Below are 14271 nucleotides of genomic sequence, written 5' to 3'. Positions count from 1 at the left end.
AGTTAAATTGCCTAAAGGATATTCGAGTAATCCGCCTCGATCCGGTCCAGGCTCAAGTGGTTGAGGAAGTTGGAGAAACACATCCACGCCGCCAGTGCGTTCATGTCGCGAAACTGCTCGGGCAGGTATTTGGGCGGCACCACCAGGCCTTCATCGACCAGTTGGCGCAAGGTACGCATGTCTTCCAGGGTGGTCTTGCCGCAGAACAACAGCGGCACTTGTTCCAGCTTGCCTTTGCGCACGGCCAACTGAATGTAGTTGTAGACCATGATAAAGCCCTTGAGATAGGACAAATCCTTGGTAAACGGCAGGCCCGTGGGCGTCGAGCCACGGAACACCCGGCTGGCGTTGCCGTAGCTTTCGGCCATTTCAAAGCCTTGCTCGCGGAAGAACTCGAACACCTGCAGGAAGTCGGCGCCCTCCTCCACCATGTGGATGGCGCGGGTGCGGTTAGTCAGTTTGCGCAGGCGGCTGGGGTAGGACGCAAAGGTAATGATTTCCATCAGAATCGCCAGGCCTTCCTGGGTCACCGTGGACGACGGCGGCCCCTTGGACAGGAAGGTGCAGATCGGCTGATTCTGGCCATTGAGCGTGGTGCCGACGTGCACCAGGCCTTCGTGCACTTCCAGTGCGCGTACATCACGCTCGTTGAACATCGCGTCGGCGCGGATCTTGATGTAGTCGGCGCCCGCCGCTGCGTCGGCGACGATCCCGTCAGACTCGAACACGCGAATGGTTTCTTCCGCTTCGCCAAACACCTTGTTGAGGCGGGTTTGCAACAGCGCCACGGCATCCTTGGCGGTGAGGGTCTTGGCTTCGTCCTTGAGGTCGCCACGGCCGTCGATGTTGTTGAGGTAGTCGGAGAGCATCAAGCCCAGGTCCGCCAGGGTCGGATCGCCGGCGTGGAAAGCATCGGAGGCGGCGCCGTAGAGTTCCTGGGAGATCAGGCCGAAGTCCTCGGTGCCACGGGCTTCCAGCATACGTACCACCATGCGGTATTCGCGGCACATGCGACGCATGATCTGCCCCACCGGGCTGAACTGGCCGAGACGTCGGGTAATGTCGCGCTCGATGTTCTGGAACTCCAGCTTCACCGCACTGGAGTCGAACGACAGCGGCCGGTTCAGGTAATAGTCGCGGTCCACGGCGGGCATCGCCTTGCCCTTGGCCTTGAGGAATCCCTGGCGAATGTTCTCGTCCCACTTCACGGCGTCGAGCACGCGAATCGGTGTTTGCGCCAGCACTATGCGATCGGACAAGGTGCGTATCGTCTGCTGGTAATCGTCCACCCGGTGCTTCCTCTTTAAACGTTATTTGCCCGCACGCTGGTAGCGCACGGCTTCAACGAACACATCGGCATTGGCCGGGTCATCCAGGTAGGCAAACACCTGGTCCATCGGGCTGTCCACCAACACGCCGGCGCCCTCGACGGTGTCCACGCTGCTGCCATGCAGCGCCTGTTGGCCGATGGCTTGATGGATTTGCTCAAGGTCGAGGTTGTAGACCACCAATTCATGCTTTTTGTCGCGCTCGCCCTCAAAGTCGAAACCCGCCAGGAAGAAATGCCCGCCGAATGTGTCCGGTAATGGCGCCGACAGGTACCAGCGGTTGCCATGGCGAGAGACCGTGAACAGGTATTCATCGCGCTGGCCCGGCTTGGCTTTAGGGTAGCTCACCGCTTTGTAACGGTGCTCACCGACGCGGGTAATCTGCAGGTTGAGCGGCTCGCCCCAGGCATTTTTACTCGACCAGCGGCCGAGCAAGGCATCCGGTGCGGCTTCTTTGGCCGGCAGCGGGTCCTTGAACGTCACCAGGCACCCGCTGAGTAACAGGAACGACAAGGTGATGACTGCGACACGCCAGGCTTTCATTGAGCACCCCATCCTGTGTGGGCGCTGGTTTACCTGCGATACAGGCACCTCGGTGCGTCAGGTGACTCGAGGTGATGCTATCGCAGGCAAGCCAACTCCCACATAAAGCAGATCCCGCATTCAGCTAGACCGAGGCCAACACCAAATGCATGTAACGCTTGAGAATCTCAAGCATCTCTTCAGCGGTCAGAGGCTCTGGGCCGCCAAGCAGGCCCTGATATTCCATCCGACCGATTATCGCCGTCAACACTTTGGCATCCTGTTGCGGCTCGCGGGAACCCAATACCTGGAAAAACTGCCCGGTGCCCTGCAACAGAATCTGCTGATGGGAACGCACCAGTTCCGCCAGACGCGGGTTGAGCAAGGCTTCCTGGCGAAAGGCCTGTTCAGCCATCAAGTGCTCACGGCGGTTGGTCAGTTGGCGCATGACGTAATCGGCGGTCAGCTTTGCGATGTCATCCGCCAGTTGCGAGCGTGATGCCTGGCTGCCATCGCCATAGGCGACCATCTCGCGCAGCAGGCCTTCGTTGCGCACCCACAATTTGCCCATGAAGGCCGCGCTGCGCTCGACGTATTGGGCGAAGGTATCGGTGAGCAAGTCATCGATGTCCTTGAAATAGTAGGTGGTGGCCGACAATGGCACACCGGCTTCCGCCGCCACCGCGCGATGGCGCACGGCCCGTACGCCATCGCGCACGACAATGCGCATGGCCGCATCGAGAATGTCTTGCCTGCGTTGCTCGCTGCCCCGGCGACTGGCCTTGCGGCCCTGGTATTGGACGCTTTCAGCCACGGCAGCAGCAATGCCGGCGGCGCCTTCTTGAGCCATTACGCGGTTCACCACAGATCTTCCTTTAAAAGGTGACGCGGAGCGTCACGGGCTGCATTCCCACGCAAACCAATCGCCGTGGGAACGATCACCTGGCGCCGTTCTCTTGACGGCTAAATACACCCCATAAAAAAGCCGCCTTATAAAAGGCGGCTTCGAATTTCGCTACGGTTACGCTTGTGGCCGCATGTGCGGGAACAAGATCACGTCGCGGATCGACGGCGAGTTGGTCAACAACATCACCAACCGGTCGATACCGATGCCTTCACCGGCAGTCGGCGGCATGCCGTATTCCAGCGCGCGGACGAAGTCGGCGTCGTAGTGCATGGCTTCGTCGTCGCCGGCGTCCTTGTCGGCCACCTGCGCCATGAAGCGTTCAGCCTGATCTTCCGCGTCATTAAGCTCGGAGTAGGCGTTGGCGATTTCACGGCCGCCGATGAACAGCTCGAAACGGTCGGTGACGTTCGGGTTGTCATCGTTGCGACGGGCCAGCGGCGACACTTCGAACGGGTACTGGGTAATGAAGTGCGGCTGCTCCAGCTTGTGCTCCACCAGCTCCTCGAAAATCATCACCTGCAGTTTGCCCAGGCCTTCAAAGCCGAGCACCTTGGCGCCGGCTTTCTTGGCGATGGCGCGAGCCTTGTCGATGTCGGTCAGGTCGTCAGCGGTCAACTCGGGGTTGTACTTGAGGATCGAGTCGAACACCGAGAGGCGCACAAACGGCTCGCCGAAGTGGAACACCTTGTCGCCGTAAGGCACGTCGGTGCTGCCCAGTACCAGCTGCGCCAGTTCGCGGAACAGTTCTTCGGTCAGGTCCATGTTGTCTTCGTAGTCGGCGTACGCCTGGTAGAACTCCAACATGGTGAATTCAGGGTTGTGACGGGTCGAGACGCCTTCGTTACGGAAGTTACGGTTGATCTCGAAGACTTTTTCGAAACCGCCAACCACCAGGCGCTTGAGGTACAGCTCAGGCGCGATACGCAGGAACATTTCCAGGTCCAGCGCGTTGTGATGCGTTTCGAACGGCTTGGCTGCGGCACCACCGGGGATGGTTTGCAGCATCGGCGTTTCCACTTCCAGGAAGTCACGCTTCATCAGGAAGCTGCGGATGTGCGCGATAACCTGGGAACGCACGCGGAAGGTCTGACGCACGTCTTCGTTGACGATCAGGTCAACGTAGCGCTGGCGATAGCGCTGTTCGGTGTCGGTCAGGCCGTGGTGCTTGTCCGGCAGCGGGCGCAGGGATTTGGTCAGCAGGCGCACGTTCGTCATTTCAACGTACAGGTCGCCCTTGCCGGAACGCGCCAGCGTACCTTCGGCGGCAATGATGTCGCCCATGTCCCAGGTTTTCACCGAGGCCAGGGTTTCTTCGGGCAGAGTTTTACGGTTGACGTAAACCTGAATGCGCCCGGTCATGTCCTGGATCACCATGAACGAGCCACGGTTGAGCATGATGCGACCTGCCACCTTGACCGGGATTGCAGCCTCTGCCAGCTCTTCCTTGGTCTTGTCCGCGTACTGTTTCTGCAAGGCATCGCAGTAGTTTTCGCGGCGGAAGTCGTTCGGGAAGGCATTGCCCTTGGCGCGCTCGGCAGCAAGCTTTTCCTTGCGCAGGGCGATCAGGGAGTTTTCTTCCTGTTGCAGGGCTTGCGGGTCGAGTTGTTGGTCGCTCATGTCTTTTGAAATTCCATCACAGGTACGTTTTCCCCAGCCTTCGGCAGGGGATCGCCGGGCAAGGACTAGACGTCCGCCCGGCTCCTACAGTCTTTTTACAGGCCCGATTTCAGGCTGGCTTCCAGGTATTCGTCGATATCACCGTCGAGCACCTTGTCGCAGTCGCTGCGTTCGATGTTAGTGCGCAGATCCTTGATCCGCGACGCATCGAGCACATAAGAACGGATCTGGTGACCCCAGCCGATATCCGACTTGGTGTCTTCCAAGGCCTGCGAAGCCGCGTTGCGCTTCTGCATTTCCTGCTCGTACAACTTGGCCCGCAGCATTTTCATGGCGGTGTCCTTGTTCGCGTGCTGGGAACGTTCGTTCTGGCAGCTGACCACGGTGTTGGTCGGTACGTGGGTAATACGTACGGCCGAGTCGGTGGTGTTTACGTGCTGACCACCGGCACCGGAGGAGCGGTAGGTGTCGATTCGCAGGTCGGCCGGGTTGATCTCGATTTCCACTTTGTCGTCGATCTCTGGGGAGACGAACACCGCGGAGAACGACGTGTGGCGACGGTTGCCGGAGTCGAACGGGCTCTTGCGCACCAGGCGATGCACACCAATCTCGGTACGCAGCCAGCCAAAGGCGTATTCACCCTTGATGTGCACGGTCGCGCCCTTGATACCGGCGACTTCACCGGCCGACAGTTCCATGATGGTGGCGTCGAAACCGCGCTTGTCAGCCCAACGCAGGTACATGCGCAACAGGATGTTGGCCCAGTCCTGGGCCTCGGTGCCGCCGGAACCGGCCTGGATGTCCAGGTAGGCGTTGTTCGGGTCCATTTCGTGGCTGAACATGCGGCGGAATTCAAGCTTGGCGAGGTTTTCCTCGAGACGGGCCAGCTCGGCGACGACATCGCCCACTGCGCCTTCGTCGTTTTCTTCAACGGCCATGTCCAGCAGGTCGCGGCAATCGCCCAGACCGGTGTTCAATTCGTCGAGGGTGTCGACGATCTGCGCCAGCGCAGCGCGCTCGCGGCCCAGTTCCTGGGCGTATTCAGGTTTGTTCCAGACAGCCGGATCTTCAAGCTCGCGATTGACTTCGGTCAGACGCTCATGCTTTTGATCGTAGTCAAAGATACCCCCGAATAGTTTCGGAGCGCTCGGACAGGTCCTTGATGGTGTTAAGGATCGGGTTGATTTCCATGGCGGGCAGCACTCGTTGGCGAACTTTTGAAAGCCGACGAGTATAACGACAAACACACGCGAACGGCAGCCCGCTTGGCGAAAAGGCGGGTTTGCAGGCGATCTCAAGAACAATCAAGCGCCAAATATAGACGCGGGCTTGCTCGCGAATGCGGCGGGTCAGTCACTGATTCATTCCCTGACCGACTGCATCCGCGCGCACGCCCGCTCCTACAAGGGATCAGCGCTGTAGCGAATTATTCGATCCCCACCTGATTACGGCCATTGTTCTTGGCCATATACAGCCCCTTGTCGGCCGCCATGATCAGCAGCCGACAGTCGCTGCTCTGCTGCGGGGTCATGGTCGACAGGCCGATGCTGATGGTCAGGCTCGAGCCTTCAGCCGGTGCGATATGCGGGATTTTCAGCGCGGCAACGGCCATGCGCAGCTTTTCCGCCACCAGGCGCGCACCACCCGGCGAGGTGTTCGGCAGCACCAGCGCAAACTCTTCACCGCCGTAACGCGCCGGCAGGTCGGAAGGACGGCTGCTGGCTTCGCGGATGGCAGCGGCGACTTTACGCAGGGCTTCGTCACCCTCGACATGGCCAAAGCTGTCGTTGTAGGTCTTGAAGAAGTCGACGTCGATCATCAACAGCGACAGCTGCGTCTGGTCACGCATGGCACGGCGCCATTCCAGTTCCAGGTACTCGTCAAAGTGACGGCGGTTGGACAGCCCGGTCAAGCCGTCGGAGTTCATCAACCGTTGCAGCACCAGATTGGTATCCAGCAGCTGTTGCTGGCTGACCCGCAGCGCGCGGTAGGCCGCATCCCGCTGCAACAACGTCATGTAGGAGCGCGAGTGATAGCGAATGCGCGCCACCAGCTCGATGTTATCCGGCAGCTTGACCAAATAATCATTGGCCCCGGCCGAGAACGCCGCGCTCTTGATCAACGGGTCTTCCTTGGTCGAGAGCACGATGATCGGGATGTTCGCCGTGGCCGGGTGGTTGCGGTATTCGCGCACCAGCGTCAGGCCGTCGAGGCCCGGCATGACCAAGTCTTGCAGGATGACGGTGGGCTTGATACGGATTGCCTGGGCAATCGCCTGGTGCGGATCGGCGCAAAAGTGAAAGTCGATGTTCTCTTCATGGGCCAGCCCACGCCGCACGGCCTCGCCGATCATGGCCTGGTCGTCGACCAGCAACACCATGGCTGCGTTTTCGTCGGTCTTGATGTCGTCGATCTGTAAATCACTCATGTGCAGTCACCTGAATTACTACCTGCAAGCCAGCAGCGGGAGGTATGGATCATTTTGCAAATACCTCCAGCAATCGGGGCGCAATTCTATCCAGTGGGCGAATTTCAACAGCAGCATCAATCGCCGCCGCCGCTTTGGGCATGCCATACACCGCCGAGCTTTGCTGATCCTGGGCGATGGTCAAATATCCTTGTTCACGCAACAACTTGAGGCCCTGGGCGCCGTCGCGCCCCATGCCGGTGAGCAATACGCCGACGGCATCGCCGTTCCAGTAGCTGGCGACGCTCTCGAAAAACACGTCGATGGACGGCCGGTAAATCTCGTTCACCGGCTCTGCGGTATAGGCTAGCGTGCCATTTTTCAACAGGCGAATATGGTGGTTGGTGCCGGCCAGCAACACCGTACCCGCCTGTGGCGGCTCACCTTCACGGGCCAGGCGCACCGGCAGGCCAGAGGCGCTGCTCAGCCACTCGGCCATGCCTGCGGCGAACACCTGGTCCACATGCTGCACCAGCACAATGGCCGCAGGAAAGTCTCGCGGCAAACCCTTGAGGAGGATTTCCAGGGCGGCCGGCCCGCCCGCCGACGACCCGATCGCCACCAGGCGCTGGCGCTTGCCGGTGGCGCGCGGGGGCGCGGTTTCGGCGCGTACGCGGGTGCCGCGCTGGCCGATCAGCCAGCCAATGTTGAGGATCTTGCGCAGTAACGGTGCCGCCGCATCCTTGGGGTTGCCCACGCCCAGCGCCGGTGTATCCACCACGTCCAGGGCGCCGTGGCCCATGGCTTCAAACACCCGACTGACATTGGCCTGACGGTCCACGGTGACGATCAGGATCGGGCACGGGGTCTCGGCCATGATCTGCCGGGTGGCTTCCACGCCGTCCATCACCGGCATGATCAAGTCCATCAGGATCATGTCCGGCGTCAGTTCGGCGCAGCGCTGTACCGCTTCAAGGCCATTGTTGGCCACCCACACCACTTCGTGCGCGGGTTCATAACTCAAGGCGCGCCGCAAGGCTTCCACCGCCAGGGGCATGTCATTGACGATCGCGATTCTCATGCCCGGGCGCCTCCAATCAGTTCGACCACGGCGTCCAGCAAGGCGTCATCATGGAAACTGGCTTTAGCCAGATAATAGTCTGCACCGGCGTCCAGCCCACGACGCCGGTCTTCTTCGCGATCCTTATACGAGACCACCATCACCGGCAACGATTGCAGGCGAGTATCACGGCGCAAGAGTGTGACCAATTCAATACCGTCCATTCGAGGCATATCAATGTCAGTGATCAACAAGTCGAAGTCTTCGGAGCGCAGCGCATTCCAACCGTCCATGCCATCCACCGCTACGGCCACTTCATAACCACGATTAAGTAACAATTTGCGCTGCAGCTCTCGCACGGTGAGCGAGTCATCCACCACCAGCACCCGCTTACGCGGCGCTTCGGTAGCCTGCTGGCTGCGCCGGGCGATGCGCTCCAGGCGGCCGGTGTTGAGCAATTTATCCACCGACCGCAGCATGTCTTCGACGTCGACGATCAATACCACCGAGCCGTCATCCAGCAAGGCCCCGGCGGAGATGTCCTGGACTTTGCCCAGGCGATCATCCAGCGGCAACACCACCAGGGTGCGCTCGCCGACAAAGCGCTCCACCGCAATGCCATACACCGCATCGCGCTCGCGGATCACCACCACCTTCAAGGTTTCTTCATTACTCTGCCCCGGGGGGCGCTGCAACAACTGGCTGGCGGCAACCAGGCCGACATGCCGGCCTTCGTGCCAGAAATGCTGACGGCCTTCCAATTGCACGATGTCGTCGGGTGCCAGGTCGCACATACGCTCGATGTGGGCCAATGGGAATGCGTAGGCCTCTTCGCCGACTTCCACCACAAGGCTGCGCACCACCGACAGGGTCAAGGGCACCTCCAGATGGAAGCGACTGCCCTGCCCCGCCGTCTGCTCCAGCACCACCGCGCCGCGCAGTTGGCGAACCATATGCTGCACCGCGTCGAGGCCGACGCCACGCCCGGACACTTCGGTAACCTTGTCGCGCAGGCTGAAACCCGGCAGGAACAGGAACGTCAGCAGTTCTTCTTCGCTCAAGCGCTGGGCGGTTTCCAGGGGTGACAGGTGCCGGTCGACGATGGTGCCGCGTAGGCGCTCCAGGTCAACACCATTGCCGTCGTCACTCAGTTCCAGCACCAGCAGGCCGGCCTGGTGGGAGGCGCGCAGGCGGATCAAGCCTTCAGCAGGTTTGCCGGCGAGCATGCGCTGCTCGGGCATTTCGATACCGTGGTCGACGGCATTGCGCAGCAAGTGGGTGAGCGGCGCTTCGAGTTTTTCCAGCACGTCGCGGTCGACCTGGGTCTTTTCACCCTCGATCTCCAGGCGCACCTGCTTGCCCAGGCTGCGGCCAAGGTCGCGGACCATGCGCACCTGCCCGGCGAGGACATCGGCAAACGGCCGCATGCGGCAGGCCAACGCCGTGTCGTAAAGCACCTGGGCACGCTGCCCGGCCTGCCAGCCGAACTCATCCAGCTCGGCGGTTTTTTCCGCCAGCAAGGCCTGGGCTTCGCTTAAAAGACGGCGGGTGTCGGCCAGGGCCTCCTGCGCTTCAAGGCTCAAATCCAGCGCCCTAAGTTGCCCATCCAGCGTTTCCAAGGCGCGCGCACTGTTGCTTTGAATGCGTTTGAGGCGCTGCATGCTGGCCAGGTAAGGCTTGAGGCGCTGGGTTTCCACCAGCGATTTGCTGGACAGATCCAGCAGGCTGTTCAAGCGCTCGGCGGTCACCCGCAGCACGCGCTCGCCGCCTTCGGTCATGGGTTTGTTCTGGCGCGGCGCTGAAGGCATCACCGCGGGCGCAGGCTCGGGCTCCGGTGACAGTTCCTCGATCACAGGCGCCGGAGCGGGCGTGGGCGCTGGCGCCGGCTCAACCCTGACGGTCGGCTGCGACGGGTCGAGCAGGCGTTCCATCAGGGCCACATAGGCGTCGATATCCGCCGAGCCCACGTCGTTGCCGGGCGTGGCGATACGCATCAGCAGGTCGGTGCCTTGCAGCAAGGCGTCGATGTGCTCGGGTTGCAGGTACAGGCGGTTTTCCTGGGCGCTGACCAGGCAATCCTCCATGACGTGAGCCACGCTGACGCCGGCGTCCACCCCGACAATCCGCGCCGCGCCCTTGAGCGAGTGCGCGGCGCGCATGCAGGCTTCAAGCTGGTCGGCCTGGGTCGGGTTGCGCTCCAGAGCCAACAGGCCGGCGCTCAATACCTGGGTCTGCGCATCGGCTTCCAGGCTGAACAGCTCCAGCAGCGAGGCGTCACGCATCTGGTCGGGGGTCATGTAAGGCTCCGGGTCACGGCAGACAGCAATTGCGCCTCATCCAGCCACCGCAGGCTGCGGCCTTTCCACTGCAACACACCTTGGGTAAAACGCGCACTGGCCTGGGTGCCGGAGGCCGACGCCGCCTTCAAGGTGCGTTCGTCGATGGCATGAATGCCGTCGACCTCATCCACCGGCACCACCACCGGGCCGTCCTGCGCGGCAATAATCAACATGCGCGGCATCACACGCCCGCCCGTCGCGCCAGGGTTGGCGGGGTCCAGCCCCAGCAACTCGACCAGCGATAAACACGCCACCAGCGCGCCGCGCACATTGGCCACACCGAGCAGTGCGCGGGAACGCTGATGCGGCAGCGAATGAATCGGTTGCAGCGGCGCCACCTCCACCAGGCAACGGGTTGCAATGCCCAGCCATTCTTCGCCAAGACGGAACATCAACAGCGATCGAGTGACGACGTCACTCTCGACTTCAGCGGCCGCCTGCGGGCGTTGGTCGTCTTGCTGCAAAGCGTAACGATCGAGCAAGCGCGTGGCGGCGGCGGAATACACCGAGCAGTTGCGGCAGTGAATGTGCTCGGGCAGCAAAGGGCAGGACTTGTCGCCATGGATGCCGATACGGTTCCAGCAATCATCAATGGCTTGGGTGTCGGCCAGGGTCAGGTCCAGGCCTGCGGTATTGAGTGCGTCAGGGCTACTCATCGTTTGGACTCACTGTCAGCTCGCTCGCTACGGGCGGCACGCGCCTGCAATCGGCGCGCCCCCGCACGGTCGCCCTGGGATTCGAGCAACGCGGCCAGGTGCATCAGCGCCTGCGGGTGCTGCGGTTCCAGGTACAAGGCTTTCCGATAATAACCCTGGGCTTCCAGGGCGCTGCCGGCCACATCGCTGAGCAGCCCCAGCCAGTAAAACACTTGGGCGGCAGGCGGATGGTTACTCAAATACTGTTCACAGGCGGCGCGGGCCTCAACGCTTTTACCTTCGTTGGCCAGGGTCGCGATCCGACTCAGCAAGTCGCCGGTATCGGTGTGCGGCGCCTTGATGGGCACCACCTGGGCACTCACGGTGCTGAACGGCCGCGGCTTGAGCGGCATCGGCGCCGCGCTGCGCTGTGGCACCGGCGCAGGCATGGGGATAAAAACCGGCTCCGGCTTGACCGGCTCGACATGCCGGCTGAACGCAAAGGATTGCGGTACGCCAATCGAGCGCATGCCATGACGCCCCAACAAACTGCCTTCGGCCGGGCCGATAAACAGTACACCGTCGACATGGGTGAGGGCCTTGAGCACGTCGAACACTTGCTTCTGGGTCGGCTGGTCAAAGTAGATCAGCAGGTTGCGACAGAACACAAAGTCGTAGCTCGACTCATGGGCCAGCAGCGCAGGGTCCAGCAGGTTGCCGACGTGCAGGCGTACTTGTTCACGCACCCGGTCAGCGATGCGATGACCATCGGCCTGCTCCGTGAAATGGCGCTCACGAAACTCGATGTCGCTGCCGCGAAAGGAATTCTTGCCATACACCCCACGTTTGGCACGCTCCACCGACAACGGGCTGACATCCATGCCCTGCACCTTGAATTGGTGCGGCGCAAGCCCGGCATCAAGTAAGGCCATGGCAATCGAATACGGCTCTTCGCCGGTGGAGCACGGCAAGCTGAGAATGCGCAGGGCACGCATGTGCTTGATCTCGGCCAGACGTGCCTTGGCCAAGCGGGCCAGGGTCGCAAAGGATTCGGGGTAACGGAAAAACCAGGTTTCAGGGACGATCACCGCTTCGATCAGCGCCTGCTGCTCATCATGGGAGCTTTGCAGGTGCTGCCAATAAGCCTCGGCGGTGGACGCTTGCACGGCCTGGCTGCGTTGACGCACCGCGCGTTCGATAATCGCCTCACCCACCGAAGCAACATCCAGGCCGATGCGTTCCTTCAAGAAGGCAAAGAACCGCGGGTCGTGGTTCATCGGCTCAGCTCGGCGGAAAACAGCAAGGTGCGCACAGGCTCAGTGAGCAGTTCGTTGACACCAATCCACTGCATCAAGCCCAAGGCATCTTCACGCACCAGCCCCAGGTATGGCGTTTCGCGATTATCCAGCCCATACGCCTTGAATTCCTCAAGGCTGCAACGCAGGGTGTCGGTGGCTTGTTCCAGGATCAACCCCAGCCAGCGCGCCTGCACCCATGGCTGCGGCTGGTAATTGACCAGCACCAGGCGCGTGCTGGTGCGGGCCTTTGCCGGCGTACCGAAGGTCAAGGCACACAGGTCGATAACAGGCACCAACACACCCCGGTGGGCAAAGATCCCCGCTACCCACAGCGGCGCGTGGGCAATCGGTTTGAGCGGCAGGCGCGGCAGCACCTCGGCCACTTCCGTGGCCCTCAGCGCGTAGCGTTCACCGCCGATGTGGAACACCAGGAACAACGCCTTTTTCGCTGCCGGGACGGCACCGCGTTTAGCCGCGAGGTCGCTCATCAGACTTTGAAACGCGAGACGCCGCTGCGCAGGCCGACCGCAACCTGGCTCAGCTCATCAATGGCAAAGCTGGCCTGGCGCAGGGACTCCACGGTCTGGCTGCTGGCATCGCCCAATTGCACCAGCGCGTGATTGATTTGCTCGGCGCCGGTGGCCTGGGCCTGCATGCCTTCGTTGACCATCAACACCCGCGGCGCCAGGGCCTGTACCTGATGGATGATCTGCGACAGTTGCTCGCCCACTTGCTGCACTTCGAACATTCCGCGACGGACTTCTTCAGAGAACTTGTCCATGCCCATCACGCCGGCCGACACCGCCGACTGGATCTCGCGCACCATTTGCTCGATGTCATAGGTGGCCACGGCGGTCTGGTCGGCCAGGCGCCGCACTTCAGTGGCCACCACGGCAAACCCTCGACCGTATTCACCGGCCTTCTCGGCCTCGATGGCGGCGTTGAGCGACAGCAGGTTGGTCTGGTCGGCCACCTTGACGATGGTTACCACCACCTGGTTGATGTTGCCGGCCTTCTCATTGAGGATCGCCAGCTTGGCGTTGACCAGGTCGGCGGCGCCCATTACCGAATGCATAGTTTCTTCCATGCGCGCCAGGCCTTGCTGGCCGGAACCGGCGGCGACCGATGCCTGGTCGGCGGCGGTGGAGACTTCGGTCATGGTGCGAACCAAGTCCTTGGACGTGGCGGCGATCTCGCGTGAAGTCGCGCCAATCTCGGTGGTAGTTGCCGCCGTTTCGGTGGCAGTGGCCTGTTGCTGCTTGGACGTAGCCGCGATCTCGGTGACCGAGGTGGTCACCTGTACCGACGAACGCTGGGCCTGGGACACCAGGGCCGTCAGCTCGGTCATCATGTCGTTGAAGCCGGTTTCGACGGCGCCGAACTCGTCCTTGCGATCCAGGTTCAGGCGTTTACTCAGGTCACCGTCGCGCATGGTGCCCAGGATCGCCACGATGCGCTGCATCGGCGCCATGATCGCGCGCATCAGCAGCAGGCCACACAGGCCGGCGGCGATGACCGCCACCAACAGCGATACAAACATGCTGATTTTTGCAGCCGATACCGCCTCATCAATGGCATTGGTTGCACGGTCGGCGACGTCTTTGTTTTCGGTGATGATGTCGTTGAGCTTCAATCGCCCGGCCGTCCATGCCGGCGTCAGGTTGTTATTGAACTCATTGCGCGCGGCGACCAGATCATTGCGCGCCAGGCTCTCAAGCACCGTGGCCAGGCTCTTGTTGTAGGCCTGGTGGAGGGCTTCGAATTGGTTGAACTCAGCCTGGTCTTCACGACCGTTGATGGTTTGCTGGTAGTTGGCCATCTGTGTCTGGACGCGCCCTTCGAAGGCTTTGAAGTCGGCCTTGTCGGCGTCGGTCAGGCGCTTGTCGTCACGCAGACCGAGCATAGCCAGGGTGTGCAGGTAGCTGTCGACCCACGCGCTGCGGATCATCGAACTGAGATAAACCCCCGGCACTGCATCATCACGGACCGCAGTCTCGCCAGACTCAATCTTCAACAACCGTGAATAAGAGACCACAACCATTAACAGCATGATGGCGATAATGACCGCAAAGCTAGCCAAGATCCGTTGGCGCAAGGTCCAGTTCTTCACAGTAATTCCTCGAAGGGCCATTCAAATGGAGGGAGTATAGCTGAGCGC

12 protein-coding genes are annotated in these 14271 nt (G+C 61.4%); all 12 read right to left on the bottom strand.

Annotation, left to right across the window (positions count from 1 at the left end):
- Positions 1–11 precede the first annotated feature (11 nt).
- Complete coding sequence (locus CPH89_RS17165; RefSeq protein WP_053254701.1) at positions 12–1289, bottom strand: flavohemoglobin expression-modulating QEGLA motif protein; 1278 nt, start codon at positions 1287–1289, stop codon at positions 12–14.
- Positions 1290–1310: 21 nt separating this feature from the next.
- Entirely contained in the window at positions 1311–1871 is a 561-nt protein-coding gene (locus CPH89_RS17160; RefSeq protein ID WP_053254700.1) for a hypothetical protein, read from the bottom strand.
- Positions 1872–1995: 124 nt separating this feature from the next.
- The gene (locus tag CPH89_RS17155; RefSeq protein ID WP_053254699.1) at positions 1996–2712 is read right to left on the bottom strand and encodes a TetR/AcrR family transcriptional regulator; all 717 of its coding nucleotides are present in this window, start codon (positions 2710–2712) and stop codon (positions 1996–1998) included.
- A 159-nt stretch (positions 2713–2871) separates the two neighbouring features.
- A complete protein-coding gene (gene lysS / locus CPH89_RS17150) occupies positions 2872–4374 on the bottom strand; it encodes a lysine--tRNA ligase (protein ID WP_053254698.1) in 1503 nt (500 codons plus the stop codon).
- Between the two features lie 95 nt (positions 4375–4469).
- A protein-coding gene (gene prfB, locus CPH89_RS17145) for a peptide chain release factor 2 (protein WP_096236834.1) occupies positions 4470–5565 on the bottom strand; the annotation gives its coding sequence in 2 pieces (ribosomal slippage) (positions 4470–5492 and positions 5494–5565; 1095 coding nt in all).
- 235 nt (positions 5566–5800) lie between these two features.
- Positions 5801–6802, bottom strand: a complete 1002-nt coding sequence (locus tag CPH89_RS17140; RefSeq protein WP_053254697.1) for a diguanylate cyclase — start codon at positions 6800–6802, stop codon at positions 5801–5803.
- 49 nt (positions 6803–6851) lie between these two features.
- Positions 6852–7862, bottom strand: a complete 1011-nt coding sequence (gene cheB / locus CPH89_RS17135; RefSeq protein ID WP_053254696.1) for a chemotaxis response regulator protein-glutamate methylesterase — start codon at positions 7860–7862, stop codon at positions 6852–6854.
- On the bottom strand, positions 7859–10138 hold the full coding sequence (locus tag CPH89_RS17130) for a hybrid sensor histidine kinase/response regulator (RefSeq protein WP_053254695.1): 2280 nt from the start codon (positions 10136–10138) through the stop codon (positions 7859–7861). The genes cheB and CPH89_RS17130 overlap by 4 nt, the downstream gene beginning before the upstream one ends.
- Positions 10135–10836, bottom strand: coding sequence for a chemotaxis protein CheW (locus CPH89_RS17125; RefSeq protein WP_053254694.1), 702 nt, complete (start codon positions 10834–10836; stop codon positions 10135–10137). Before CPH89_RS17125 ends, CPH89_RS17130 begins: the two co-directional genes overlap by 4 nt.
- The gene (locus CPH89_RS17120) at positions 10833–12092 is read right to left on the bottom strand and encodes a CheR family methyltransferase (protein WP_053254693.1); all 1260 of its coding nucleotides are present in this window, start codon (positions 12090–12092) and stop codon (positions 10833–10835) included. Before CPH89_RS17120 ends, CPH89_RS17125 begins: the two co-directional genes overlap by 4 nt.
- Positions 12089–12601, bottom strand: a complete 513-nt coding sequence (locus tag CPH89_RS17115) for a chemotaxis protein CheW (protein ID WP_053254692.1) — start codon at positions 12599–12601, stop codon at positions 12089–12091. The genes CPH89_RS17120 and CPH89_RS17115 overlap by 4 nt, the downstream gene beginning before the upstream one ends.
- Entirely contained in the window at positions 12601–14223 is a 1623-nt protein-coding gene (locus tag CPH89_RS17110) for a methyl-accepting chemotaxis protein (protein ID WP_053254691.1), read from the bottom strand. Before CPH89_RS17110 ends, CPH89_RS17115 begins: the two co-directional genes overlap by 1 nt.
- Positions 14224–14271: the final 48 nt, after the last annotated feature.

The organism is Pseudomonas fluorescens, assembly GCF_900215245.1.
Classification (GTDB): domain Bacteria; phylum Pseudomonadota; class Gammaproteobacteria; order Pseudomonadales; family Pseudomonadaceae; genus Aquipseudomonas; species Aquipseudomonas fluorescens.
Note: the sequence above shows the minus strand (reverse complement) of the source record. Positions and strands in the feature narration are given on the sequence as shown.